The 25,434-nt window shown below is 56.1% G+C and carries 24 protein-coding genes; 13 read left to right on the top strand and 11 right to left on the bottom strand.

Annotated features, from left to right (window positions below):
• Positions 1-3: 3 nt before the first annotated feature.
• Together ACR0JX_RS12365 and ACR0JX_RS12370 are read right to left on the bottom strand one after the other, a co-directional pair.
• A complete protein-coding gene (locus ACR0JX_RS12365; RefSeq protein ID WP_353011336.1) occupies positions 4-153 on the bottom strand; it encodes a DUF5989 family protein in 150 nt (49 codons plus the stop codon).
• Between the two features lie 17 nt (positions 154-170).
• On the bottom strand, positions 171-575 hold the full coding sequence (locus tag ACR0JX_RS12370) for an SxtJ family membrane protein (protein ID WP_353011338.1): 405 nt from the start codon (positions 573-575) through the stop codon (positions 171-173).
• Positions 576-781: 206 nt separating this feature from the next.
• Between ACR0JX_RS12370 and ACR0JX_RS12375 the strand changes: the two genes are divergently transcribed.
• Genes ACR0JX_RS12375 through ACR0JX_RS12390 form a run of 4 tightly spaced genes read left to right on the top strand, consistent with a single transcriptional unit; the run spans position 782 to position 4,698 of the window.
• Positions 782-1,906, top strand: coding sequence for an MlaE family lipid ABC transporter permease subunit (locus tag ACR0JX_RS12375; protein ID WP_480544095.1), 1,125 nt, complete (start codon positions 782-784; stop codon positions 1,904-1,906).
• Position 1,907: 1 nt separating this feature from the next.
• A complete protein-coding gene (locus tag ACR0JX_RS12380; protein WP_480544096.1) occupies positions 1,908-2,723 on the top strand; it encodes an ABC transporter ATP-binding protein in 816 nt (271 codons plus the stop codon).
• A 5-nt stretch (positions 2,724-2,728) separates the two neighbouring features.
• A complete protein-coding gene (locus ACR0JX_RS12385) occupies positions 2,729-4,045 on the top strand; it encodes an MlaD family protein (protein ID WP_480544097.1) in 1,317 nt (438 codons plus the stop codon).
• Positions 4,042-4,698, top strand: a complete 657-nt coding sequence (locus ACR0JX_RS12390; RefSeq protein ID WP_480544098.1) for an ABC-type transport auxiliary lipoprotein family protein — start codon at positions 4,042-4,044, stop codon at positions 4,696-4,698. Before ACR0JX_RS12385 ends, ACR0JX_RS12390 begins: the two co-directional genes overlap by 4 nt.
• Before the next feature lie 5 nt (positions 4,699-4,703).
• On the opposite strand, the gene ACR0JX_RS12395 is transcribed toward ACR0JX_RS12390, so the two are convergent.
• Positions 4,704-6,284 (bottom strand): FMN-binding glutamate synthase family protein, encoded by a 1,581-nt coding sequence (locus ACR0JX_RS12395; protein WP_480544099.1) that lies wholly within the window; start codon positions 6,282-6,284, stop codon positions 4,704-4,706.
• Between the two features lie 235 nt (positions 6,285-6,519).
• Between ACR0JX_RS12395 and ACR0JX_RS12400 the strand changes: the two genes are divergently transcribed.
• Together ACR0JX_RS12400 and crcB are read left to right on the top strand one after the other, a co-directional pair.
• Positions 6,520-6,891 carry a FluC/FEX family fluoride channel gene (locus ACR0JX_RS12400; RefSeq protein WP_480544100.1) on the top strand — a complete coding sequence of 124 codons (372 nt, stop codon included), beginning with the start codon at positions 6,520-6,522 and terminating at the stop codon, positions 6,889-6,891.
• Complete coding sequence (crcB, locus tag ACR0JX_RS12405; RefSeq protein ID WP_480544101.1) at positions 6,884-7,246, top strand: fluoride efflux transporter CrcB; 363 nt, start codon at positions 6,884-6,886, stop codon at positions 7,244-7,246. The genes ACR0JX_RS12400 and crcB overlap by 8 nt, the downstream gene beginning before the upstream one ends.
• An 18-nt stretch (positions 7,247-7,264) precedes the next feature.
• Here the strand turns inward: crcB and ACR0JX_RS12410 are convergent, their stop codons facing one another.
• The 4 genes from ACR0JX_RS12410 to ACR0JX_RS12425 are packed head-to-tail and all read right to left on the bottom strand — an operon-like array spanning position 7,265 to position 11,259.
• A complete protein-coding gene (locus tag ACR0JX_RS12410; protein WP_353011352.1) occupies positions 7,265-7,591 on the bottom strand; it encodes a cytochrome o ubiquinol oxidase subunit IV in 327 nt (108 codons plus the stop codon).
• Positions 7,584-8,216 (bottom strand): cytochrome c oxidase subunit 3, encoded by a 633-nt coding sequence (locus tag ACR0JX_RS12415; protein WP_170534986.1) that lies wholly within the window; start codon positions 8,214-8,216, stop codon positions 7,584-7,586. Before ACR0JX_RS12415 ends, ACR0JX_RS12410 begins: the two co-directional genes overlap by 8 nt.
• Positions 8,213-10,300, bottom strand: a complete 2,088-nt coding sequence (locus ACR0JX_RS12420; protein ID WP_480544102.1) for a cbb3-type cytochrome c oxidase subunit I — start codon at positions 10,298-10,300, stop codon at positions 8,213-8,215. Before ACR0JX_RS12420 ends, ACR0JX_RS12415 begins: the two co-directional genes overlap by 4 nt.
• A complete protein-coding gene (locus ACR0JX_RS12425; protein WP_480544103.1) occupies positions 10,297-11,259 on the bottom strand; it encodes a cytochrome ubiquinol oxidase subunit II in 963 nt (320 codons plus the stop codon). Before ACR0JX_RS12425 ends, ACR0JX_RS12420 begins: the two co-directional genes overlap by 4 nt.
• Before the next feature lie 190 nt (positions 11,260-11,449).
• On the opposite strand from ACR0JX_RS12425, the gene ACR0JX_RS12430 reads away from it, so the two are divergent.
• From ACR0JX_RS12430 to ACR0JX_RS12450, 5 genes are all read left to right on the top strand, one after another.
• Positions 11,450-12,679: a lytic murein transglycosylase gene (locus tag ACR0JX_RS12430; protein WP_480544104.1), complete on the top strand. Its 1,230-nt coding sequence runs from the start codon at positions 11,450-11,452 to the stop codon at positions 12,677-12,679.
• A 211-nt stretch (positions 12,680-12,890) separates the two neighbouring features.
• Positions 12,891-13,784: a UTP--glucose-1-phosphate uridylyltransferase GalU gene (galU, locus tag ACR0JX_RS12435; protein WP_353011362.1), complete on the top strand. Its 894-nt coding sequence runs from the start codon at positions 12,891-12,893 to the stop codon at positions 13,782-13,784.
• 72 nt (positions 13,785-13,856) lie between these two features.
• Positions 13,857-15,293, top strand: coding sequence for a mannose-1-phosphate guanylyltransferase/mannose-6-phosphate isomerase (locus ACR0JX_RS12440; protein WP_480544105.1), 1,437 nt, complete (start codon positions 13,857-13,859; stop codon positions 15,291-15,293).
• Positions 15,294-15,506: 213 nt separating this feature from the next.
• On the top strand, positions 15,507-16,577 hold the full coding sequence (locus ACR0JX_RS12445) for a DUF2793 domain-containing protein (RefSeq protein WP_480544106.1): 1,071 nt from the start codon (positions 15,507-15,509) through the stop codon (positions 16,575-16,577).
• A 497-nt stretch (positions 16,578-17,074) separates the two neighbouring features.
• Complete coding sequence (locus ACR0JX_RS12450; RefSeq protein WP_480544107.1) at positions 17,075-18,379, top strand: UDP-glucose dehydrogenase family protein; 1,305 nt, start codon at positions 17,075-17,077, stop codon at positions 18,377-18,379.
• Positions 18,380-18,397: 18 nt separating this feature from the next.
• Here the strand turns inward: ACR0JX_RS12450 and ACR0JX_RS12455 are convergent, their stop codons facing one another.
• From ACR0JX_RS12455 to ACR0JX_RS12470, 4 genes are all read right to left on the bottom strand, one after another.
• The gene (locus ACR0JX_RS12455; protein ID WP_480544109.1) at positions 18,398-19,267 is read right to left on the bottom strand and encodes a phytanoyl-CoA dioxygenase family protein; all 870 of its coding nucleotides are present in this window, start codon (positions 19,265-19,267) and stop codon (positions 18,398-18,400) included.
• 207 nt (positions 19,268-19,474) lie between these two features.
• Positions 19,475-20,554 carry a helix-turn-helix domain-containing protein gene (locus ACR0JX_RS12460; protein ID WP_480544110.1) on the bottom strand — a complete coding sequence of 360 codons (1,080 nt, stop codon included), beginning with the start codon at positions 20,552-20,554 and terminating at the stop codon, positions 19,475-19,477.
• 45 nt (positions 20,555-20,599) lie between these two features.
• The gene (locus ACR0JX_RS12465; protein ID WP_480544111.1) at positions 20,600-21,346 is read right to left on the bottom strand and encodes an anti-sigma factor; all 747 of its coding nucleotides are present in this window, start codon (positions 21,344-21,346) and stop codon (positions 20,600-20,602) included.
• Positions 21,343-21,909: an RNA polymerase sigma factor gene (locus ACR0JX_RS12470; RefSeq protein ID WP_480544112.1), complete on the bottom strand. Its 567-nt coding sequence runs from the start codon at positions 21,907-21,909 to the stop codon at positions 21,343-21,345. The genes ACR0JX_RS12465 and ACR0JX_RS12470 overlap by 4 nt, the downstream gene beginning before the upstream one ends.
• Positions 21,910-21,963: 54 nt before the next feature.
• Here ACR0JX_RS12470 and ACR0JX_RS12475 point away from each other — a divergent pair, with 54 nt between their 5' ends.
• Both ACR0JX_RS12475 and ACR0JX_RS12480 read left to right on the top strand, forming a co-directional pair.
• Positions 21,964-22,908: a c-type cytochrome gene (locus ACR0JX_RS12475; protein WP_480544113.1), complete on the top strand. Its 945-nt coding sequence runs from the start codon at positions 21,964-21,966 to the stop codon at positions 22,906-22,908.
• Between the two features lie 407 nt (positions 22,909-23,315).
• Positions 23,316-25,434: M10 family metallopeptidase C-terminal domain-containing protein (locus ACR0JX_RS12480; protein WP_480544115.1), on the top strand; the 2,119-nt coding region annotated here is incomplete at its 3' end.

Genomic DNA, 25,434 nt, shown 5'->3' on the forward strand with positions numbered 1-25,434 from the left:
TGATCAGAACAGCGTATAGATGAACGGCGCGATTGCCGAACCTTGGCTGAGAACGATCAGGCCACCGAAGATGCCCAGCACCACAAGGATGGGCAGTAGCCAGAACTTTTTTCTGACCCTCATAAATGACCAGAGCTCGGAAACGAATGTCACGTCTGGTACTCCCTTCTTTAAAACTGTTGTTTCATGCTGCCGGGCTGATCCTTGCGAACAACCCAATAGCTTTCTGCGGAACTGTCTAATTTCTCAGACAAAAGGTCTTTTCCCAACAGGCGCGCCACCAGTCCGAAGGGCACGAATGTCGTGATGAAAACCAGAAACATGACGATGGGTGCTACGATGGCCCCCAGCAACATTCCAAATTTGAACCAAAGCCGATTGGGCTTGGTCAGAACCTGCGGCGCAAGGAAGGTTACCGCAAGAATGGCCCCCGCGATTGCCAGGGGTATCCACCGCACAGAACCGCCGCCCCAAAGGGGCCAGAGTGCGATGATCAGAAAGACTGCCGTGAAGACAAAACCGAACCCTCGTTCAGACCCGATTTCGACATCAACATTGGCTTGATGGTCAGACATGAAACACAACCGAATAACAACAAACAATTACGTCCATAAAGATACCATTACCTTTGGTTGAAACAAGTGAATTAGGTCACTCACCTTCGGGAAATTCGCTCATTGGCGCTAATCAGTGTCACACGGGTGCCATTCCGACCGGTCAAATCAGGGCGCAAATACACAAACCCGTTGCAGCCGATCTTCTTTTTCCGTCACATGCAGGCATGAATCCGCCTCAGATATCGTCTTCGCAGGAAAGCGACCGTACGGTTGTGCATATCTCAGGCGCATTGCTCACGCAGTTGGTGGAACACGTTGAGCGCGGCTTTAGCGCCATTCAGCCCGTTGGCGGCGATGTGACGTTCGACCTGACCGAGATGGAAGCGCTGGATACCAGCGGCGCGTGGCTCGTGGCAGACTTGTCACAGCGGTTCACCGCTCAGGGCGCGCAGCTCCAGTTTCTGGGCCTTAAGCCTGCGCATGCCGCCTTGATTGATACTGTGTCGCATAGCATCCCCGAACAGCCCGGTCGGCTGGACCCGCCCAGAACCTTTACAGATTGGGTCGAAAGTGTGGGTCGCGGCACATTTGGGGCGTGGCAGGACACAATGTCGATCCTTGGGTTCCTAGGGCTGACCCTGCACCGTCTGGCCCGAACCGTCGTTATGCCCTGGAGGCTGCGCCGCGCCGCGCTTGTGACACATATGGAGGAAACCGGCTTCAAGGCGTTGCCGATTGTGGCGTTAATGGGGTTCCTAATCGGCGTTGTGCTGGCTTTTCAGGGTGCCACGCAGTTGAAACAGTTCGGGGCCGAGATTTTTGTGGTCGAGCTGATCTCGATCTCGATCCTACGTGAACTGGGTATTCTGCTGACCGCGATCATCGTTGCGGGCCGGTCCGGATCGGCCTTTACCGCCTCAATCGGTTCGATGAAAGTTCAGGAAGAGATTGACGCCATGCGGACCCTAGGCCTGGACCCGATTGAGGTGCTGGTGATCCCGCGCGTTTTGGCCCTGTTGATCATGTTGCCCATTCTGGGTTTTGTGGCCGACATGGCCGGATTGTTCGGCGGCGCATTGATGAGCTGGATTGATCTGGGGATAAGCCCGGGCATGTTCCTGACCCGCCTGAACGAAAGCACGGGGGTTTGGCAACTGGCCATCGGTCTGATCAAGGCGCCGTTCTTTGCTCTGGTCATTGGTGTGATAGCCTGTTGGCAGGCGATGCAGGTCAAAGGGTCGGCCCAAAGCGTCGGGCAACGCACGACCGCGTCGGTGGTGCAATCGATCTTCATGGTAATCGCCATCGACGCCTTGTTCTCGATCTTCTTCTCGCAGATGGGGATCTGAGATGGACGGTACGGTGCAGCATCAATCAGCCCCGGCAGACACGCAGCGAGAGGCCGTGATCCGAGTGCGCGGATTGCGCAATCAGTTTGGCCCACAGGTGGTGCATGACGACCTAAACCTCGATGTTTGGCGCGGCGAAGTTCTGGGCATTGTTGGCGGCTCGGGTACCGGCAAATCTGTATTGTTGCGGACTATCGTGGGTCTGAACAAACCGGCTGCTGGCAGTATCGAGGTTCTGGGCGTTGATGTCTTGAATGGCCCAGAACAGGATCGCCGGCGCATTGAACGCCATTGGGGCGTGGCGTTTCAGGATGGGGCGCTGTTTTCATCTTTGACCGTCTTGCAGAACGTGATGGCCCCGTTGCGCGAGCATACGGGGATCAGCGAAAAACTGATGGAGTCGCTGGGCGGCCTCAAGATCAGCCTTGTGGGATTGCCGCAGCTGAGCTGCGGTAAGTTCCCATCGGAATTGTCAGGCGGCATGCGCAAACGGGCAGCGTTGGCGCGGGCGTTGGCATTGGATCCTGAGATTGTGTTTCTGGACGAACCCACGGCCGGATTGGACCCGATCGGGGCCGCCGCCTATGATGATCTGATCCGCGAATTGCAGCAGGCGCTGGGATTGACCGTTTTCATGGTGACGCATGATTTGGATAGTCTTTATGCGATTTGCGACCGGATCGCCGTGCTTGCAGAAAAGCGCGTGCTGGTTGAAGGTCCGATAGAAGAGATGACCAAGGTCGATCATCCTTGGGTGCAGGAGTATTTCACAGGCCCCCGTGCCCGCGCGGCGCAAGACAAAGGGCAGGACAGGTAGAGGCGATGGAAACCCGAGCGAATTACATTCTGATCGGCGCATTCACTCTTGCGGGGATATTGGGTGCTTTTGGCTTTTTCCTGTGGCTCGCGAAATTCGAAGTGACCCGCCAGTACGCATATTATGACGTGTTGTTCGAAAATGTGTCGGGCCTGTCTGCGGCGGGTGGCGTAAGCTACAATGGCCTTCCGGTCGGGCAAGTGATCTCGTTGAATCTTGATGAAGATGATCCATCGAAAGTTCGGGTCCGGATTGAGGTCGACGCCGACATCCCTGTCACAAAGGAAACCATCGCACAGCTGCAATCTCTGGGCGTGACCGGCGTTGGCTACGTGGAATTGAGTGGAGGGTCCAGCACGGCTGAGCGGTTGCCCAATAACAGTGTCATCAAAAGCAAACGCAGCACCATTCAATCCCTGTTCGAAGGGGCCCCAAAAGTTCTGGACGAGGCCGTCAGCCTGCTGCAGGAGCTGAACTCTATCGTTGATGAGAAGAACCAAAAGGCAGTCTCTGACATTTTGGCCAATCTGGCTTCGGCCACGGGACGACTGGACAAGACACTTTCAGACTTTGAATCCGTCTCAGGCAATATTGGAGAGGCCGCCAAGCAAATCGGTGATTTTACCACAAAGCTGGATCCGCTAATCAGCGCTGCGGAATCCACGTTGCAGACGGGTAGTGAGACGTTGAAATCCGTCAAGTCAGCGTCCGACACCGCCAAAGAAGCGCTGGAAGAGGCGAAGGTGACATTGGCAACCACGAACCGGACCATCGAAGAAGATGTGCGCCCGTTTATACAGCGCGGGTCCAACCTTGCGGATCATCTGACGCGGTTGTCGGAAGAAGCCAGCGTATCACTGGGTGTGATCACGGAAACGGTTGTGAATGCCAATACGACGTTGGGTTCGATCACCGCTGCGATGGATTCGACCAAAGGGGTTTTGGCCTCGGCTGAGCGTGCCTTTGACTCGGCCAACCGTATCATTGAAACGCAAGTCGGCCCGGTTGCACAGGATATCAGCCGCGCCGCCAATCAGGTGACCGAAACGGTCTCGCGCATCACCGTCAAGATCGACCAGATTTCGGACGATGTGCTTAGCGCGTCGAATTCTGCGAAAGAACTGCTGGGAACCGTCGACGGCATTGTCCGAGACAATCGTCGCCAGCTTTCGGATTTCCTGCGGGTCGGTTTGCCGCAATTCGTACGCTTTGTTGAAGAATCTCAGCGCCTGGTTATCAGCCTAGACCGCCTTGTCGACAAGGTTGAGCGCGACCCGGCACGCTTTTTGTTGGGCACCCAAGCATCGGAGTTCCGTCAATGATCAGGCCTTTCTTTCTTACTCTGATCGCGGTGGCCCTTTGTGGCTGCGCGGGTTTGGGTACGTTGCAGCAAGCATCCAAACCCAATGACCTGTATCTTTTGACCCCCAAAAGCACGTTTGCGTCCTCGTTGCCGCGTATTCAGATGCAGATCGTCGTGGAAGAACCCACAGCAACCGCCGCGGTGAACACCGACCAGATCGCAGTTCAGCCGACACCTCTACAGGTTCAGTATCTGCCTCGCGCCCGGTGGGTGGATCGCGCACCGCTGATTGTGCAGGCTCTGTTGGTCGAAAGCTATGAGAACTCGGGCAAGGTGGCCGCAGTCGGGCGGTCGACCGTAGGCCTGCGCGCAGACTATATCATCGTGCCGGATTTGCGTGAGTTTCAGGGCATCGTGACTGCCGAGACTGAAAACTCAAAAACCGTGCGTGTTGACGTTCGGATGAACATCAAGATCGTCGATGCGTTCGAGGACAAGATCATCGCCTCCAGTTCGTTCCAGGAAAACGTGGTTTCAGCCAGCGATCAGACACCGGATCTGGTCAATGCGTTTGACCTTGCCCTGGGTCGAGCAATGCGGGATTCAGTGGAATGGAGCGTGCGTCGGATCAATACGCATGCCAATAGTCAGCCCCGATCGACGATCAATTGATGCCACTAGAAATGCGCGGCTGACGCGCGATCCCATTCTGCTGTGTAGTTGTCCGGCGCTTTGCCAGACAAAAGTGCGCCTTCGTCGACGAAAGTGTAGATTTCGGCATAAGAACGCTCGGTTTCATCTGCCATGCGACGGCGGATATCGCCGGGATGCAGATCCGAGACCGTGGCTTTGCCCATTGCGCCCAGCAGTTCCCGGAAGCTTTCGAGTGTGGCATCGTGATACCGGTGCACCCGCTGACGTTTTTGCGGTACGTTGACCGCCCTGCCCCGGATCGAGTCCTGGGTGGCCACGCCTGACGGGCATCGGTTTGTGTTGCAGTGCAAGGCCTGAATACAGCCAACGGCAAACATCATCGCCCGGGCGGCATTGCACATATCCGCACCAAGGGCGAACTTTTCGATCATGTCGTAGCCTGTGGCCACTTTGCCTGCGCAGATGATCCGTATTTTGTCACGTAGCCCAACCCCCAGAAGGCAGTTATTCACGAAGACCACTGCCTCATTTACGGGTAAGCCCAGGCGGTTGGTGAACTCGACCGGGGCGGCGCCAGTCCCTCCTTCGGCCCCATCGACGGTAATGAAATCGGGCAGAATACCGGTTTCCAGCATTGCTTTGCAGATCGCCATGAATTCGGATGGGTGGCCGATGCACAGTTTGAAACCAATGGGTTTACCACCTGACATTTCGCGCAAGTGCTGTACAAACTCCATCAGCCCGGTTGGACCGTCGAAAGCCGAATGAATGGGTGGTGAGATCACATCCTGATGCTCGGGCACGCCACGGATTTCGGCGATTTCTTTGTCGACTTTTGCGGCGGGTAAAACGCCGCCGTGCGAGGGCTTCGCCCCTTGGGACAGCTTAATCTCTATTGCTTTGACAACATCCTTCTTGGCCTTTTCGGCGAACAGGTCTTTGTTAAAGCCTCCGTCCGGTGTACGGCAGCCGAAATAGCCGGTACCGATCTGCCAGATAATATCTCCACCCTCGGCGAGGTGATGTGGGGACAATCCGCCCTCACCTGTGTTATGCGCAAAACCGCCGTCCTTGGCTCCGCCGTTCAGCGCTCGGATTGCATTGGCGCTGAGCGCACCGAAGCTCATGGCCGAAACATTCAAGCGCGATGCGTTATAGGGCTTTTCGCATTGCGGGCCGCCCAGCATCACCCTTTCTTCGCTCTTGTCCACTTCTTTTGGGGCCAGAGAGTGGTTGGAGCGATGATAACCTACGGTCGTGATATCGTATTGAGTGCCAAACGCCTGTGTGTCGACCTGGCCCTTGGCACGGGAATAGACAAGGCTGCGAATGATCCGATTATACGGCCGCCCGCTTTCGTTGGTTTCGACGAAATACTGGCGGATTTCGGGGCTGACAAATTCCAGCATATAGCGAAAATGCCCCAGCACGGGGTAGTTGTTCAGTACGTTGTGCTTAGTGGTCAGCATGTCATACATCCCAACCACGGCGTAAGGGATTAGCAGAACCAGAAGCCAATGCGCGGGAGACCAGAAAAAGCCCCAGACGGCCACCAAAGGCAGACAGACGAAACTCAGAAAGTAATATAGCCTGCGTACAACCATTTCTGATCTCCGTGGGTGAAGTATGTGCCAAAGGTGTTGAAGCCAAAGTGAAACAGCTTGGCCTTTGATTGCAAGCCCTTCGGCCCATTGAAATCAAACCGGACGCGAATGTGAAACCTTGTTAAGGCGTTGATTGATCCCGCGTTTCGCAGGCGGTATTCGGATCATACCAAAGCAAAAGGCAGCTAACTTGACGAGACCAGACACCAAACGCGGACTACACGAACAAGCCCTGATGTTTTTTTCTGTGTTTGTTGGCGGCGCGCTGGGGTCGTTACTGCGTGAGGCGTTCGCATTCGAGGTCTCTGGCGCGCCTGTGCTGACCGCAACATTTGGCATAAATGTGTTTGCGTGTTTCGTGTTGGGCTGGCTCTACGCGATCCGCCATCGGGTTCATGCCCATGTTCTACATCTGGGCGCGGTAGGGTTTTGTGGTGGCCTTTCGACCTTTTCTTCTTTCGTGGCCGAGCTAGAGCGTTTGGCCGAAACCACGTTTTGGACTGCACCTGCCGCTGCTGGGCTGGAGATTGCATTTGGTCTGGCCGCAGCCTTGGCAAGCGAAGCGCTCGGCCGACGGTTTCATGCAGGAAGGAGCGGTAGTGACTGATCTCTACCTGCACGCAATGTTTGGCCTGGGTGGTGGTCTGGGCGCAGTGTTGCGCCATTGGCTTGCATTGCGGGTTACGCATGCGTTGCCACTGTCGACCCTGATGGTGAATGTAATCGGCAGCCTGTTACTGGGCCTCTGGATCGGCTATTTGGGCGGTCCTGTTGAGATGGGGGAAGAGCAGAGGCGCCTGGTTTTTGGCTTTTGTGGTGGGTTCACAACATTCTCAAGCTTTGCCTATCAAACGCTGGAATTGCGCCGCGAACGCACGCTTGAACTGGCGGCTGGCAATATCATGGTCAGTCTTGTTCTGTGCTGGGGTGCTTTGTGGCTGGGGTTGGAGCTGATCCGATAGCCGAACGGGCCACGTTTCCTACATCGGATGCATGTGCATGCGAACCGCGAGGTTGCCCAAAATCCAGACCGTGCCGAGGATGATGATCAATAAGACAAGAGTTGAGAACAGGATCAGGTCCAAATCCTCTCGGCTGCTGCGTCTGCGGTCGATATGTAAGAAATAGACCAGTTGAAAGATCAGCTGAGCGAGCCCAAGCAGGCCAATGGTTAGATAAACACCGGTTGTTTCAATCCCCCAGCGATAGGCCACTCCGAACATCGCGAAAGTCAGCAGTAACGAACCGCCATAGCCGATCACGTAACGCCGCCGCTCGCGCCGGTGCATTTCAGAGCGTTTATCCATAGGTTAGCCCTCCGAAATAGACGATCGTGATGATGCCAATCCAGATCAGGTCAAGGAAGTGCCAGAACAGCGCCAGCCTGACCACACGTGATTTGACGACATCGGTCATGCCCATAACCCGCAGTTGGATACCCAGCACAATCAACCACACGCACCCCGCAGCAACATGTAGACCGTGTAGCGGCACAAGGCCGTAGAAGGCCGAGAGGAACCCGCTGCGCTGCGGGATGCCGCCCTTTTCGGCCATGGCCATGAAGTCTCGGATCTCCAATACAAGGAAACTGATCCCCAGCAAGAGAGTCACCCCGAACCAAAGGATGATCCGTGGTCGCGGCAGATTGTATTTCAGGGCCAGCATCGCCAATCCGACCGTCAGGCTGCTGGTCAGCAGGATCATGGTTTGCGCAAAGATGCTGGTCAGATCGAACAGCTCATGCGGCCCGGGCCCGCCTGCCTGAGCGTCGATCATGGTGATATAGATGGCGAACATCAGGCCGAAATAGACCAGATCGCTCATCAAAAAGACCCAGAAGCCGAAAGTTACGACCTCAGAAGCCTTATGGGCGCTGGCATGGCGGTCACCGAGATTTATGCCCGGATAGCTGTGGGTTGGAGCACGTTTCATGTCACCGCCTCCGTGTCTGGGCGCGCGAGGCCGCGGTTTTCCGGGGCCGTCTCATGGTCGCGGTCCACCGCGATTTCGCTATGGACCAATGCCAGCCAAGCCTCATGTTCGCGCTGCACCTCTTCTGCGGGGATGGTGATTTCGGTGCTGGTATCAAAAGTCCAGAGGATGAAGGCCAAGATCATAGCAACGGTCATCAGCGCGGCCAGCCACCAAATCCACCAGACCAATGCAAACATCCAAATTCCACTGGCCACACACAGGATAAATCCGATGCCGGTGTTGCGTGGCATTTCGATATCCTCATAGGCATCAGGGGCTGGATAGGCCGCGCCGCGTTCCTTAGCGGCAGCAAAGTTGTCGCGGTCAGTGACCTGCGGGATGATGGCGAAGTTATAAGGTGGCGGTGGTGCTGGGATAGACCATTCCAGCGTGCGCGCATCCCATGGATCACCAACGGGAACACGGGTTTTATCGCGGTTGCGGATGCTGACCCATAGCTGCACCAGAACTGAAAACAGCGCTGCGGTGATAACCAAGGCTCCGATGACGGCGACGATCATGTAAGGGTGAAAGCTTGGGTCCTCCCAGCTATAGGATCGTCGGGGCATGCCCATCAGGCCGACAAAGTAAAGCGGCATGAAAGTCAGCATAAAACCAATCGTCCAGAGCGCGACTGTTACCCTGCCCCAGCCTTCGTGCAAACGGAACCCGAAGGCTTTGGGGAACCAGTAGTTATAGGCGGCCAGCAAGCCGAACAGAACGCCTGGCAACAGGACATTGTGGAAATGCGCCACTAGAAACAGAGTGTTATGCACTTGGTAGTCAATGGTTGGATTGGCTAGGATCACGCCGCTTAGGCCACCGATAACAAACAGCATAAGGAAGGCGAGACCATACAGCATGGGAACTGAGAACCGGATGCGTCCCCGCCACAGCGTCGCCATCCAATCATAGACTTTCACGCCCGTCGGGATGGCGATCAGCATAGTTGCGATGCCGAATACTGCATTGATCAGCGCGCTTTGGCCCATGGTGAAGAAGTGATGCAGCCAGACAGTGAAGGACAGCACCGCAATCGACATTGTGGCGATGACCAATGAGGTATAGCCATAGAGCCGTTTGGCCGAGAAGGTCGCGAAGATCTCGGAATAGATACCATAGGCGGGCAGAACCAGCAGATATACCTCGGGGTGGCCGAACAGCCAGAACAGGTTGGCGTAGTTCATCATATTGCCGCCAAGGTCGTTGGTGAAGAAGTGGAAGTCGAGATAGCGATCCGCTGCCAGCAACAGCGCTGCAACGCCCAAGGGCGGCATGGCGAAGACTATCAGGATGGAACTGCAGATGATCGTCCAGCAATACATCGGCAGACGCATGAACGTCATACCCGGCGCGCGCAGCTTATAGATCGTTACGGCGAAGTTAATTCCCGTCAGCGTTGTTCCGATCCCTGAGACAACGATGGCCCAGATCCAGTAATCCGGCCCTACGCCGGGGTTGAACGCAGCGCCCGTGTAGGGCGGATAGGCCGTCCAGCCCCCGGTCGAGAACTCTCCGACCACCAGCGAGACCATCAGCATCATACCGGACGATACCGTCAGGCCGAGGCTGATTTGGTTCATCACCGGAAAAGCCACATCCCGAGCGCCGATCATCAGCGGAATAACATAGTTGGCGATTCCGAACACAAAAGGCACGGCGACGAAGAAGATCATGATCGTGCCATGGGTGCTGAACAGTTCGGCAAAGTGTTCGGCCTCGAGGAAACCGTCGCCCGGTCCGGCGGCTTGCTGGGCGCGCATAACAACGCCCTCCAGAACGCCCCGCGCGAGCATCACGATGGCGAAGACGATGTACATGATGCCGATTTTCTTGTGATCAGCGCTTGTTAGCCAATCGCGCCACAAGGGCCCCCAAAGCCGAAACCAGGTTAGCAAACCAACTACGGCGACTGCCCCTACGATGACAATACCTGCGGCGGCATTGGCTACAATCTCATTAGCGTTGGGATCCTGAATCAGGCCGGTGATCGGCAATGCATCCCAGCTTAGGCGACCAAAAAAACCGCTTTCCGATGTCATTGGTCGACCTCCTGCCCATATGCAGCTGTTCCGGGTTGTTGATCCAGTGGCAGTGCTTTGCCGCCATGGTATCGGTGGAGAATGGTATGGAACAGATCCCCGTCATCCAGTTTGAAATACACGGCACGGTCTGGCATCTCGGGCGTGCCAAGCGCGGCCTGAACCTCATCCCGGTCGGTGCGCATGGCAAGGGTTTTATACGTTTCCGCGTCAAGCACGATACCGCCCTGACGGACCTTGTTGACCCAGGCCTCGAAATCCTCAGGGTCCATCGCAAGCGTTTCGAACTTCTGCTTGGTAAAACCGCGCCCGTTATACTGGGTGTTTTCGCCTTGCATTACCTCGGGTTGGTCCGCGACCAGATGCAGCTTGGTGGTCATACCCGGCATTGCATAAATCTGTCCCGCCAAAGCTGGGATCATGAAAGATTGCATCACCGTATCGGTGGTCAGTGTCATGGCGATCTGTTGTTTGGTGGGAATGCCAAGCTCTCCGACTGTGGCGATTCCAAGATCGGGATAGATGAACAACCATTTCCAATCCAGACCAACAACCTGCACTTGCACGGCAGGCTCGTCACCGAACGAGGCTGAATAGGGGTCGAGCCGATAGGTTGTTTTCCACAGATAGAAGGACAGGATTGCGACGATGGCCACCGGTACGCCCCACATCAGCATCTCAAGCCGGGCGGAAAAATCCCAATTGGGCCTGTACGCCGCGTTCCCTCCTTTTCGACGTCGATAGCGCAGTGCGATCAATGGAACCAAAACCAGGACAGGAATAACGGCAATGAGGATCAGCGCTGTTGCGCGCAGAAGATGCGTTTTCTGCACTGCCGCGATAGGGCCCTGGGGGTCCATGAAACTGTCACTGGCCCCTGCCATATGCGTCGACGCGACCAGAATTCCGAGGGCTACCAGAACCACATTTGCCACAAAGGACGCTCTGTTCGTGGTCATGCCTGCTCTCTTTCGCTGCTACATTGGTCACAACTATCGGCAGAGACCGCGCATTTCTCAAGGTTTTTTCGACCGCAAGGCGGCATGTCGTATATGTGGTTCAATCTCATGGATTTTGATGCGGGTTTCAGTCATCCTTGGCATCAACGAAAACGAATTGCCCAAACAGGCTCAGAGCAGGTGATTTCAGATGCGCAAGGTGCTTTTTCTTCTATTTTGCCTATGTTTGGCCAGCGGCGTGACCGCTCAGGATCGTGCATCGATCGAACGGCAGTTCCAGTCCTGGCTCGATCAGACCGTTTGGCCGCAGGCTCGCGCCAAGGGTGTGTCACGCAAGACGATGAACGCGGCCTTTGACGGCGTCACGCTGAATTGGGACCTGCCCGACCTTATCCCTCCGGGAAGCAAAGCGAAGACACCCAAAGCCCAAAGGCAGGCAGAGTTTGGCTCGCCGGCGCGATACTTCAATGCGGGGTCGGTTCAGGGGGCCACATCTGTGGGGCGGCAAATGGCGCGCCGCCATGCGGCTACCCTGTCTCGTGTCGAGGCGCAAACAGGGGTCCCAGCCCGCATCATTTTGGCGATCTGGGGGCGCGAAAGCGGGTATGGTCAGGTTCCAATTCGGCATGATGCGTTTCAGGTTCTGGCGACCAAAGGGTTCATGAGCACGCGATCTGAGTATTTCACAACCGAGTTGATCGCCGCGCTGCAAATCGCCGAGGCGGGTCATGTGCGCGAAATGAAAAGCTCTTGGGCTGGTGCTTTGGGGCAGCCGCAATTCATGCCGACTAACTTTCTGACTTATGCAGTAGATGGAAATGGAGATGGGCTGGCTGATATCTGGGGCTCCGCCGACGACACAATCGCGTCGATTGCGAACTATCTGAACCGGCACGGTTGGGTTGAAGGTCGCGACTGGGGGTTTGAGGTGACGGTGCCAACCTCGCTATCTTGTGCGCTTGAAGGACCAGACCAAGGGCGTGCCATACAGGATTGGGCCGCATTGAGTGTCAGTCGCGTTTCGGGCAAACCCTTCCCAAACCACGAACTCAAGGGTGAGGGCTATCTGATGATGCCTGCTGGTCGCAACGGTCCGGCGTTTCTTGTGACACCAAATTTCTACGTGCTGAAGGAGTACAACAAAAGCGATCTTTATGCCCTGTTTGTGGGCCATGTCGGAGACCGGATTCAGTATGGTGTCGGAGATTTCCGGGGCCGTTGGGGCGCAGTCGGGGGCCTCTATCGATCAGACATCGCAGCAATGCAGCGAGCGCTGGAACAACAGGGACACGATGTCGGCGGCGCCGACGGGCTGCCGGGGTTCAAAACCCGCCGATCAATCGGGCGATGGCAGGAGGCCACGGGCCAAGACCCCACCTGTTTCCCCGAGAAAACGATGAAATCGCGTCTGAAAAACTGACAGTGATCGGGATTTCGCCCATCCGGTGAACAGTGCGTGACAATTCAGCCAGATAATAGATCGGATTTTGACTCTGCCTCCACAAGATGGCACGATTTGACCTATTAGTACCCGAATTGTTGGGCGTTATTGATTGATCCGGTTTCGCAGCATATGAGGACACACCGGTCAGGCTGCAATCCTCCGGTTAAGTTACGATTTGAGAGGCACCATGACACGCAAGGTCACCAAAGCGATTTTTCCCGTTGCCGGGTTGGGCACACGATTCCTGCCTGCGACGAAATCTGTTCCCAAGGAAATCATGACCTTGGTTGACCGGCCCTTGGTGCAATATGCCATCGACGAGGCGCGCGCCGCCGGGATCAAGGAATTCATCTTTGTTACCTCGCGCGGGAAATCTGCGCTTGAGGATTATTTCGATCACAACCTGGTTCTGGAACAAGAGCTTAAGAACAAAGGCAAAGATGAACTTTTAGAAACGCTGAACGCGACCAATATGGAAAGCGGTGCAATTGCCTATATCCGTCAGCACAAGGCGCTGGGACTGGGGCACGCTGTTTGGTGTGCGCGTCGTCTGATCGGAGACGAGCCCTTTGCCGTGATGCTGCCAGACGACGTGATCGCAGCCGACAAACCCTGCCTGCAGCAGATGATCGAAGCTTATGAGGAAACCGGCGGTAACATGGTTGCCGCGATGGAAGTTCCGCAGGAAAAAACAAGTTCCTATGGTGTGCTGGACGTGGGTGACAACGTGGGCACCGTGGTACGCACGCGTGGTATGGTGGAAAAGCCCAAAGCGGATGAGGCACCCTCTAACCTTGCCGTCATTGGGCGCTATGTTTTGGGTCCGTCGGTGCTTTATAATCTGAACTCGATGAAATCCGGCAGCGGTGGCGAGATTCAGCTGACCGACGCGATCGCCGAAGACATTCGGAACGGTGTCCCGGTATTTGGTTACAAATTCGATGGTCAGCGCTTTGACTGCGGCTCAAAAGCTGGGTTCCTGCAGGCTACTGTAGCCTTTGCACTGGCGCGTGACGATTTGCGCGGCGATCTGAGCCAGTATCTGAATGACATCGTTGCCACGGGAAAAGCGGCTCAGTAGGCGCTGGCCCTTCCCCTTAACGGCGAATAAGGCGATACATTCAGATAGCTGAAGCTCAAAGGCATGCGCATCATGAATACCGTCTATCCCGTCATTCTCTGCGGTGGGTCAGGAACCCGTTTGTGGCCGCTGTCCCGCAAAAGCTATCCCAAGCAGTTTGTGCCGTTGGTGGGTGAGACCAGTTTGCTGCAGGATTGCGCGGTGCGGCTTCGCGGGCCGAAGGCTGCGCCCTATGCTAACCCCTTGATACTAACCAATGAAGCCTTCCGCTTTGTGGTGCCTGAACAGTTGATGGGCGTGGGTGTTGATCCTGGCCCGGTCCTAATCGAACCCGAAGGGCGCAACACCGCGCCTGCCGTTCTGGCCGCCGCCCTGCAGCTGTCAGACAGTGACCCAGAAGCCATCATGTTGGTGGCTCCGTCTGATCATGTGGTTCCCGACACAACCGCCTTTCACGCAGCAGTTTCACGCGGGATCGAAGCGATTTCTGCACGCAGTGATCTGGTCACGTTTGGCATCACGCCCGACCGACCTGAAACCGGGTATGGCTATTTGAAACTCAGCCAAACGCCGGACGCATCCGGTGCGGCCATTCCATTGGACCGGTTTGTCGAAAAACCTGATCTGGACCGCGCTGAGGCGATGCTGGCGGATGGCAGCTATCTGTGGAATTCGGGCATCTTTCTGTTTGCCGTGCGAGACATTATCGGGGCCTTCGAACAGCACGCGGCCGAACTGATCGAGCCGGTCCGGCAAGCGGTGGAGCTGGCCCGAAGCGATCTGGGCTTTTTGCGCCTGGACGCCAGTGCCTGGGCCAAGGTCGATGATATCTCGATTGACTATGCGGTGATGGAAAAGGCGGCAAACCTGAGTGTTGTCCCCTATGCCGATGGCTGGTCCGATGTGGGCAGCTGGACCGCCGTGCATGAGCTGAGCGAACCCGACGCAAGCGGTGTGGCCACGACAGGTGAAGTTACAACCATCGATTGCCAGAACGTTCTGATTCGTTCGGAATCTCCGGCGCAAGAGGTGGTTGCCATGGGTTTGGAAAACATCATCGCAGTCGCCATGCCCGATGCGGTTCTGGTGGCGAGCATGGACCGGGCGCAGGATGTCAAACAGGCGGTAAGTGCGCTGAAGGCCAAGGGTGCAAGGCAGGCAGAATCTTTGCCTGTCGACCACCGGCCGTGGGGGTGGTTTGAAAGCCTGGTGATTGATGATCGGTTTCAGGTCAAGCGCATCCATGTAAACCCTGGTGCAGCGCTAAGCCTGCAGTCTCATCACCATCGCTCGGAACATTGGATCGTAGTCAAGGGCACGGCCAAAGTCACGATTGATGATGAGGTTCAGCTCGTCTCGGAAAACCAGTCGGTTTATATCCCGCTAGGTGCGGTTCACCGGATGGAGAATCCGGGCAAAGTGCCCATGGTTCTGATCGAGGTGCAGACCGGCAGCTATCTGGGTGAAGATGACATCGTCCGGTACGAAGACATCTACGCGCGCAATTAAACATAACCCGTCGCGCGGGGCGGGGAATCACGTCTGCAACCTCTGTTTCGTGAACGTGCTGCGCCATATCGTACTATTGTCCATGTTTTGGAAACAAAGACCTAACATTGGGTAAATTGGGCGATCTGCCCGGTCAGAAGGGATTCATGCGCAATACGGCAGGGTGGCGCGCAACAGAAATGTCTGACCGACAGCTACAGGAGGACGCGCCCCGTGTCACAAAACTCACCCCGATTGAACCTTCCTTTCCTGCAACCCTCTCAGGCGCAGAAACACGTCACCCATAACGAGGCACTGCGCCGTCTGGATCTAGTGTTGCAACTGACTGTCGCCTCGACCGATGCAGCTACGCCACCCGCTGTGCCGGAACAGGGTGAGATACACGCCTTGGGCGCAACCCCAACAGGCGATTGGGCTGGTCACGGCGGAGAGTTGGCAGCCTGGCTGGACAATAGCTGGCATTTCGTCACGCCAAACACAGGTTGGCGCGCCTGGGACTTGGCGGCTGACCTGCAGAAGGTCTGGGATGGTGGGGCTTGGATCACCCCTCCGATCCCGACGCAGAATCTGGATGGGGTGGGTGTGGGCACCAGCTCTGATGCTAACAACCGCCTGTCCGTCCGCAGCCCGGCTACATTGCTGAGCCACGATGGTGGTGGTCATCAGTTGAAAATCAACAAATCCGGTGCCTCAGACACCGCATCGCTGCTATTTCAGTCCAACTGGACCGGCCATGCCGAGATGGGATTGAACGGTAGCACGGGTTTCTCGATTAAGGTTTCCCCGGATGGCGGCAGCTGGACGGATGCGCTGAGCATTGACCCCGCCACCGGCACCGCCACAGGCGCGGCGGTCCAGACCAGTGCGGACGACACAACCGCCGGACGCCTTATGCGCGCCGATTATGGCTATAGTCCGGGCAATTTGTTGGGGACTGTTTCCGAGGTTTCGGGCACCCCGACAGGGGCCGTGATCGAACGGGGCAGCACCGCAAATGGCGACTACATCCGCTTTGCAGATGGCACGCAAATCTGTACCGCCGCCTTACCCGCAACGGATTGCACAAATGCCGAAGGTGCGCTGTTTTCAAGCGGCTCTGCCACCTGGGCCTTTCCTGCCACATTCGCTGATACCCCTGCCCTCAGCGGTAGCGGCGGGGCCACAGCGCGCTTTGTCGGGTTTGATGCGCCGTCCACATCTCAGGTAAGCTACAAGGTGCTGTCGGCCGCCTCTGACGCTTCGACACTATCGTCGACGGTTACCGCCATCGGTCGCTGGTTCTGATTGAAGTAGCTGGCGTACAGACCAGTTATTAGGGCGCAAACGTCAGCGCTTTTGTTCCTCAAAGAACAATCGGACAAGGCCCCGCAGTCAGGGTTCGCCTTGTCCTGTTGCCGCCGCAGATCGATTCGCGGCGGGTCAATAATGTCCTCCAGATTACGATAATGTATGCAGAGATTTGGGTTTGTTTCGCCTGCTTCCCAAGAGATGTAGCGCAAGTGGTTCGTGCCAAACGATGGCGCGCGCTGCTTGAAACCATGAATTCACGCTTCTGATCCAACAGGAATTCGGCCAGATTGGCCCCACTCTTTCCATGTTTCCGCTCATCAGCGCGGACTGTTGGGTGTGGCCTACGGGGGCGCATCGTCTGATTCCGTCTCAAAAATCAGCAAGAAACTGTGTAATGCAGGGACAGGCCTGAGTCAGGCATTGAATCCCTTCGCAGTTTCTTTGATTGTATGCGCGCCGCAGGCGGTAATTGGTGAGAAGGAATTTTTAGAATGCGTATTGCGATGATCGGCACTGGCTATGTGGGCCTGGTGTCGGGCGTGTGTTTTTCGGATTTTGGCCATGACGTGATCTGCGTGGACAAGGCCGAAGCAAAGATCGACATGCTGAAGGCGGGCGACGTTCCGATCTACGAGCCGGGTCTTGATGTGCTGATGGCTAAGAACGTGGCCGCCGGACGGCTGAGCTTTACCACCGATCTGGCGGCAGCCGTTGACGGTGCGGATGCTGTGTTTATCGCTGTGGGCACGCCGACACGGCGCGGCGATGGCCATGCGGACCTAACTTACGTGATGGCCGCAGCGGAAGAGATCGCGCAGGCGGTGACCGGTTATACCGTCATTGTCACCAAATCGACCGTGCCGGTAGGCACAAACCGCAAGGTGCATTCGGTTGTTTCCGCAGCCAATCCCGATGCGGATTTCGATGTCGCCTCGAACCCTGAATTCCTACGCGAAGGGGCCGCGATTGACGATTTCATGCGCCCTGATCGTGTCGTGGTCGGCGTTGAAAGTGACCGCGCGGCTGAGGTCATGGCCGAAATTTACCGCCCGCTCTATCTGCGTGACTTCCCGATCCTTACCACCGATCTGGAAAGCGCTGAAATGATCAAATACGCAGCCAACGCCTTTTTGGCGACCAAGATCACTTTCATCAACGAAATCGCAGGATTGTGCGAGCGGGTCGGCGGCGACGTGAAAGAGGTTGCACGCGGCATTGGTCTGGACGGTCGTATTGGTAACAAATTTCTGCATGCCGGTCCCGGCTACGGCGGGTCGTGCTTTCCCAAAGATACCGCCGCGCTGGCGCGGATCGGGCAAGAGCACGCGTATCCGATGCAGATCACCGAAACCGTCATTCGCGTGAATGACGAGATCAAAAAGCGCATGATCGAGAAAATCCGCGAAGCCTGTAGCGACAGTTTCAACGGTAAAACCGTTGCGATGCTGGGTGTGACGTTCAAGCCCAACACCGATGACATGCGCGATGCGCCATCGCTAACCATCGTTCCTGCCCTGATCGGCGGTGGGGCCAAAGTGCGTGTGGTGGACCCGCAGGGTAAATCCGAAGGTGAAGCGCTGTTGCCCGGTGTTGAATGGTCTGATGATCCCTATGCCGCCGCTAAAGGCGCCGACGTGGTCGTACTGCTCACGGAATGGAATGAGTTCCGGGCGCTGAATCTAACGGACCTAGCAGAAGCGATGAACACACCCCACATGGTCGATCTGCGCAATATCTATACTGAAAGCAAAGCGCTGAAATCTGGCTTTGAGACCTATGTAGGTGTCGGGCGCTAAGCGCCTGACCCTTCTAGCTTACATCTTGGTATAAAGCGGAACGGAGCTGTCCGCCCCTGCAGCCAACGCTTTGCTTTGGTCCAGCCGCACTTGTTCATACAGCGCCAGGGCTTCAGAAGAAAAAAGTGCGTCTGGGGCCTGGATGGGTACGAAGTTGCTGTGCGCATCCGATCCCCGCGCCAACATGGCATAATCACGATCTGCCACCAGTTGCTGTGCCCCGGGGCTGAGATAGCGGATCGCCAATCCGATCCGCCGATCGTTTGATGCGTTCGGGCCAGAGCCATGGATTGTCAGCCCGTGATGCAGTGACATCTGGCCGGGTTTCAGTTCGATATGAGTTTTGTCGTCCTCAGAAACGTCGACGGCCACCTCCTGACCGCGCGACAACAGGTTTGTCTCGGAATAGGTGTCGGTATGCGGCAGGATCGGGTTCTTGTGGCTTCCACGTACGAAATCCATGCATCCGCTTTGAACGGTGGCGGGTGACAGCGCGATCCAGGCCGTCACCTGATCAGGCGTCTCGCCCATGCCCCAATAGGTTAGGTCCTGATGCATGCCAACCGTTTGCGTGGTCTGTGGCTCCTTGATAAAAAACTCGGCGGACCAGATCATGATATCAGGGCCCAGAACACCTTCGACCGCGTCCAGAATACGCTTGTCTTGAGCGATCCGGGCTGCCAGTGGGATCACCAGATGGGCGTTGACCCGTTTATAGGTGTTCAGCGGCAATGGCAGCTCTGCCGCCAGCCAGTCTTTTTCGATCTGTTCCAGTTCGGCGCGGAACTCCGCAGCTTCGTTTTCGGAAAAGACAGAAAGAGGGAACAGAAAGCCATCCTGCCAATACCGTTCAGACTGTTCTTGGGTCAGTTCATGCGCGTTTGACATCTAGGCACCTGTCGCTGTGTTTCGAAAGAAGCCACGCTGGGACATGGCCCAAAACAGTGCTTCTTGACTGTAAGGCTACGTTTGGTTTGGCCCATATGCCTAGCACTTCAGCGACATTAGTTTGGCTGTAACAACCACGTGCTTAGAACCGAAACTGTCTTTGTCACGGCGCGCAGTGGCCGCTTTCCGGCAGGAGTGGCTGTTGGATCACAGAGCCGCTGTCCAGACGCGATACCGCCCCTGCCCTGTCACTTCGCGCAGCAAGCCGCGGCGACTGAACCGGTCGATATTGCGTTGTACTGTAGCACGCGACGCTTTTGTGAGTTCCTCGGCCAACGGGGCCGAAACCATAGGCCATGCAGTCAGGACATCAATCAACAGAGGCGGGGTGCGACCGGATAAACCTTCTGTGGCTTCGCGGGCTCGCACCTCCCACGCATTGACGCGATCGAGATGCAGCAACGCGGCCAGGGCCGCCTGCCCTGCCCCGGTGATCCATGCCGCGAGTTTCTCTTCGGGTTCGCCCATCCCGCGCAGCGCGCCGGGCCCGGATAAGGCCAGCGGCATGAACATGGCCCCGCCACGACCCATTGAGGCTGCATGGCGTGCGGCGATAATCGCAGCTTCGGTATCCTGTCCGATCCCGTCCGAGACGGCGCGCCAGGCGTGAAAGGCAATCGCGGCCTGTGTCACCGGATGCAAGCCTTCCACATTGCCCATGACCTCGGCCAAATCGGCCACGGCCTCGGGTACTTCTTCGATCCCCTGCGCCATTCGGTCCAGAAATGCGCCTAACCCGGCCTGCCATCCACCAACCGACGGACCCGCGCCCGAAGTCAGGCGGCGCACGGCCCACCCCGCCCGGTACAGGGCTTGTGCGTCATCGCTGGTCGCCCCAATGCGCAAGCCTGTCCACAGGGCTAGTCGGTCCACCCCGATCCGGTCGCCCGTCCACCAGCCCAGATCCGAGACGTCCATCAATGCCAGACGGTGGGTCCACCCATCGGGTCCCGCCCGCAAGCGTTCATCCAGCGCGCCAAAAGTTAGGGCCAGATCGGCCAGCTCAGCGGAGAGTGCGGCCTGCGCCGCCCGCCAGTCGCGCGGGTCGAACAAAACCCGATTGTCCTCCCGGGGGCCGGGAGGCAAAAAATCCTCTGTTGCATCCTTATCCTCAGGAGGGAGAAACCAAAGGTCATCCTCGTCGGATGGGTCAGCGTCATAGATGCTTGGCGGTGTGGCCTCTTCGGCCTCATCCTCGGGCAGCGGTATGACAGACTTGGACTTCATGCCCTTATTCTTTGGGCATTTCGGGCGGTTCACAAGTGGATTTTTCTAACCCGTAAATGTCTGGGACAGAGCGTCCAGTTCACCGCTCAGATCGGTTTTTGGATTGCTGCCCAAAAGCATGTAGCCAAACCCATCCTGAGCCCATGTTACTGTGGCCAAACCGCTTAGAACCGCCGATTTGGCTGGTTTATTCGGGGCATCAGGTCCTTGACGGATCACGCAAAAGGCCAAGGGTTGCCCTTGTTCATCTGCAAACACGATCTGGATCAGCGGCTTGCCCTTGAACGACAATACCTGCGCCCGCCTCAGCTCAAGCCCCGGCAATGCCTCCAACGCATCTCGGTTCAAGGAACGGCCCAGCAGTTCTTCGGCCATCGCAAACTGCTTGTCCAGTGTTTCGGTCGACGCATCCAGCGGGGCGATTGTGTCTGGCGCATAGAGTGACTGATAAATCGCGGCCTGTTGCGCCCAGCCCAAAGGTGCGGGTCGCATGGTCCACCAGGTCGCAGACGCGGCGATAACCGCAACACTGGCTGCTACAGCGGCAAGCCGCATCAAACCTATGCCAGCAGGCCCGGAGGTTTGAGCGGCGAGCTCAGGAAGAACAACTTCGGGCGCTTGCGCGGGAATGGCTTCGAAAACCCCCTGCACCATACTGGCAAACGGGTCCAGCGCCATCACACGCTGTTCAAGCTCTGGGTCCGCCTCGACCGCCTGCTCGATCTGACGGGCCTCGGCCTCTTCCAAATTGCCTTCCAGATACGCCAGAAGCGTCTCGTCGGAAAACGTCATTTGCCACTCCGTTGTGCGGCGTTTGCCGCATCTTGCTGCATTACGGTTTTCAGTTTTTGCCGGGCGCTGGACAGCCGACTCATGATTGTGCCGATGGGAACCTCCAGCAACGCGGCGGCCTCGCGGTAGCTGTAGCCTTCGACAAACACCAGCATGACCGTTTCCCGCTGCGCTTCTGGCAGTTGCATCACTTGGGTAAACACTTCAGTGGCGAAAATATTCGTTTCTGAATCCGGACCTGTTGCAACCAGTTCGGATTCGGGCGTTACCGACAGCGCCTGTGCCTTGCGTACAGCGCGAGATCGGATCTCGTTCAACCAGATTGATCGGCAGATTGTCATTAGCCACGAATCCAGTCGATCGTGCGATGTCACCTGATGATGACGCTCAAGCGCGCGCAGGCATGTGGCTTGAACCAGATCATCGGCCACGTCCGACGCACCCGACAGCGCCAAAGCAAAACGCCAGACGCGTTTGGAATGCGTCTGCACTGCGGTTCTGACCGCCTGTTCCGAGCTTATTTCACCCGCCATCGAATAAAATACGACCTGTGTGTGTTTCATGTTCACGGACCGGGCCCGCGCGCTCAGGACTGGCATAACCCGAGGAGGAATGAAATGAAACATCTGATACATGCGGTCACGATCGCGTCGGCAATTATTGCAGGCCCTGCCCTGGCCGAAGGCTGGACTTTGGTTCCAGACGGCTCGCACCTCGCTTATGGTAGCATCAAGAAAGACAGCGAGGGTGAGGTCAACAGTTTCACCTCACTGAGTGGGACGGTTAGCCCAGACGGCCAGGCAATGATTGAAATTGACCTGTCTTCGGTCGAGACCAATATCGATATCCGCAATGAACGCATGATCGAGTACGTCTTCCGCAAAGCAGGCGCCGCGACGTTGACGGCCGAGATCGACATGGGCGAATTGCGCGCGCTTGAGGTTGGGCAAACCACAACGGTTGATAGCGAAGCGGTGCTTTCCCTGGCTGGTGCAGATGTTGAATTTGATGCAGAGCTGTTCGTGGCCCGCCTGTCGGAAAAGTCGGTCTTGGTTACAACCAATGATATGGTCTTTGTCAGCACCGAAGATGCTGGTGTGAATGCCGGGGTCGACAAGCTGATGGAACTGGCCGAGCTGCCAGGCATCACCCGCACCGTTCCTGTCACTGCGCGGCTTATGTTCGAACTGAACGGTGAACAGGCCAGTGCAGAACCTGCGACCACAACCGAGGTTGCAGCGGTGACCGTCCTGGGGGATGCAAAGGCTGGCAAGAAAGTCTTTCGCAAATGCAGCGCCTGTCACAAGTTGAAAGAAGGGCGCAACGGTGTTGGTCCGACACTGTTTGGTATTCTGGGGGCGCAGGCAGGACAGGTCGAAGGATTCAAATATTCGGCGGCACTTAAGGACTCTGGTATCACATGGGACATCCAAACGCTCTCTGGGTTCCTTGCCGATCCACGCGGCACGGTTCCAGGCAACAAGATGCAATTCCCGGGCCTAAAGAAGGACGAAGACATCGTGAACCTGCTGGCCTATTTGCTGGAAGAAGCGCAAGGCTGAGTGCTCTCGGGCCAACCATCAATCGGTTGGCTAAACTTTGCTGACGAGCCTGCGAAATGTGCGTGTCGGAGCGGGAATTAAACCCGTTCTAGGCCTCAGGCTGAACGAATAAATCAATCATAATAGTTATTTTGCGACAGAATATTGCGCATTGCTTCGGTTCGTCGCGGATTGTGATGGGGATTAGCTTTCCTCAGGACGCATCGCCTCATATTGTCATAATTTAGTCAACTTTAGGACCCACTCATTTGCATTGATCTGGGCAGTCCAAAGCAACCGGTGCGTGCGTGCAACATCTCGTACACGCGTATCCGTATTCTGGTTGTTGCGAATGGACCATGTAGGGTCCAGAAGTTAATCATTGGAAAACAGAATTAATTTTCGATTTTATCAAGGGTCACTGCGGAATGTCAGCAAGCGCACACAATCAGATCGCCGACTATTTGGTATATGGCGAGGACAGTCGGCCTCGAAAGTGGGATTCCAATACAATCACGGTCAACTATTCGCGTGTCGACCCCAGTGTCCAATGGATGGTTCAACTGGCACTGGATACTTGGGAATCTGTCACAGGGATCGACTTTCAGCTAAGCAGCAGTTCCAGGCCTGATATTCTATTTTACGACGATTTCAGTGGGGCTTATTCGCAATATGGCTGGTACAATAGCAGCACATTGCGCGATATGGCCTATGCTGATGTGAACGTAAGTACGAATTGGATCGCAAACTACGGGATCGGTGTCGACACATATTCGTTTCAGACCTACTTGCACGAAATTGGACATGCCATAGGGCTTGGCCACCCCGGTCCCTATAACGGCGCTGGTGTAACTTTTGGAAACAGTGCGATCTTCCCAAATGACAGCTGGCAGGCCTCTGTCATGTCATATTTTTCTCAAGGCGAGAATCCGAATGTAAACGCGTCAGACGCGCTTGTGATCACTCCGATGATCGCGGATGTGCTGGCCATGTGGGAGCTTTACGGCAAGCCCAACGATCTAAGGACCAGTAACACTACTTATGGCGTGGGGTCGAATGCTGGCGGAGTTTACGATCAGATCGCTTCCCTCGGCTACCGCGTCGCCTTCAACATTGTCGATGATGGTGGCTGGGACATAGTCAACTTCGCTAATGATACAAGAAACCAATACGTCAACCTGAACGCAGAGACCTATTCGAACGTTTATGGGCTGATCGGCAATATGGCGATTATGCGCGATACGATTATCGAACAGTATATCGCGGGTAGTGGAAACGACACCATCATTGGCAACACTGCGCAGAACACCATTAGCGGGAATGGCGGGAACGATACCATCCGCTCGTCCTCTAACGGGTCCAACAACAACAAGATCTTCGGTGGCAGCGGCAATGATGTCATTCACGTTGCCAACGGCCAAGGCGAGGATACGGTCTTTGGGGACGCGGGCAATGATATTGCTATCGTCACGAATAACTCTGGTTCGTTCTCGGGTGGATCGGGTACGGATACCGTTCGCTTTATTAGTGGATTGGAAAAGTTCCTGTTTCTCGACAACGGTGGAGAATACGAATTTCTGAACGTCGTCACACGCCAGACATTTACCGTGAACAATGATGTTGAGCTGTTTCAATTTCTGAACGGTGCCTATGGGTACAACTTGGCACAACTCGCCTCAGCTACACAGATCACAACCATAGAGACAACTGGCACAATCCTTCAGCACGCAAAGCAAGGCGTGTATCTTGTTGGCGGCCCGACCACTAATATCGCCGTTACACTCAGCGGAAATGTTGTCGGAGAAGATACGCTGGATGGCTGGTCTGCGATCAATGTTCAGGCCAAGATTTTTGGCGGTTACAAGCTGCTTTGGAAACATGATGACGGCAGCTTTTTTGAGTGGGAACTTGACAGCACGGGTGCGCATCTTAGCGGCGCGCTCGTCGATAATGTCGTGGATTTGGAAGAATACTATGGCGCGGATCTGAATAACGACGGCACGATTGGTCATAAGACAACCACAATTGAGAACACCGGTGGTAGCACGCTCTCGACAACTACAGAAGGAGTGGATGGTACAGTCTATCTGGTTGATGGCACAACCAAGATCCTTCTAGGAGGTAAGGCGATCGGACCAGGCTCACTCACGGGCTGGAGTGCAATCCACGCGGAAGCAGACGGCAGCGGCTATCGTGTGCTTTTGAAACATGACAATGGCCTGTACTTCGAATGGGTTCTCGATGGCCAAGGCGCACATGTTAGCGGTGCGCTTGTCGAGAACGTCGTCGATGTTGAGCAGTTCTATGATGTCGATCTAAACAACGATGCAACGGTCGGGCATGTAACAAATCTGATCGAGAGTATCGGTTCGGCATCTCTGTCAACCTCGACCCAAGGATCATCGGGTGTAACCTATCTGATTGATGACACAACCGAGATCCTTCTAGGAGGTAAGGCGATCGGACCAGGCTCACTCACGGGCTGGAGTGCAATCCACGCGGAAGCAGACGGCAGCGGCTATCGTGTGCTTTTGAAACATGACAATG

It is taken from the genome of Ruegeria sp. AH7 (assembly GCF_056541325.1).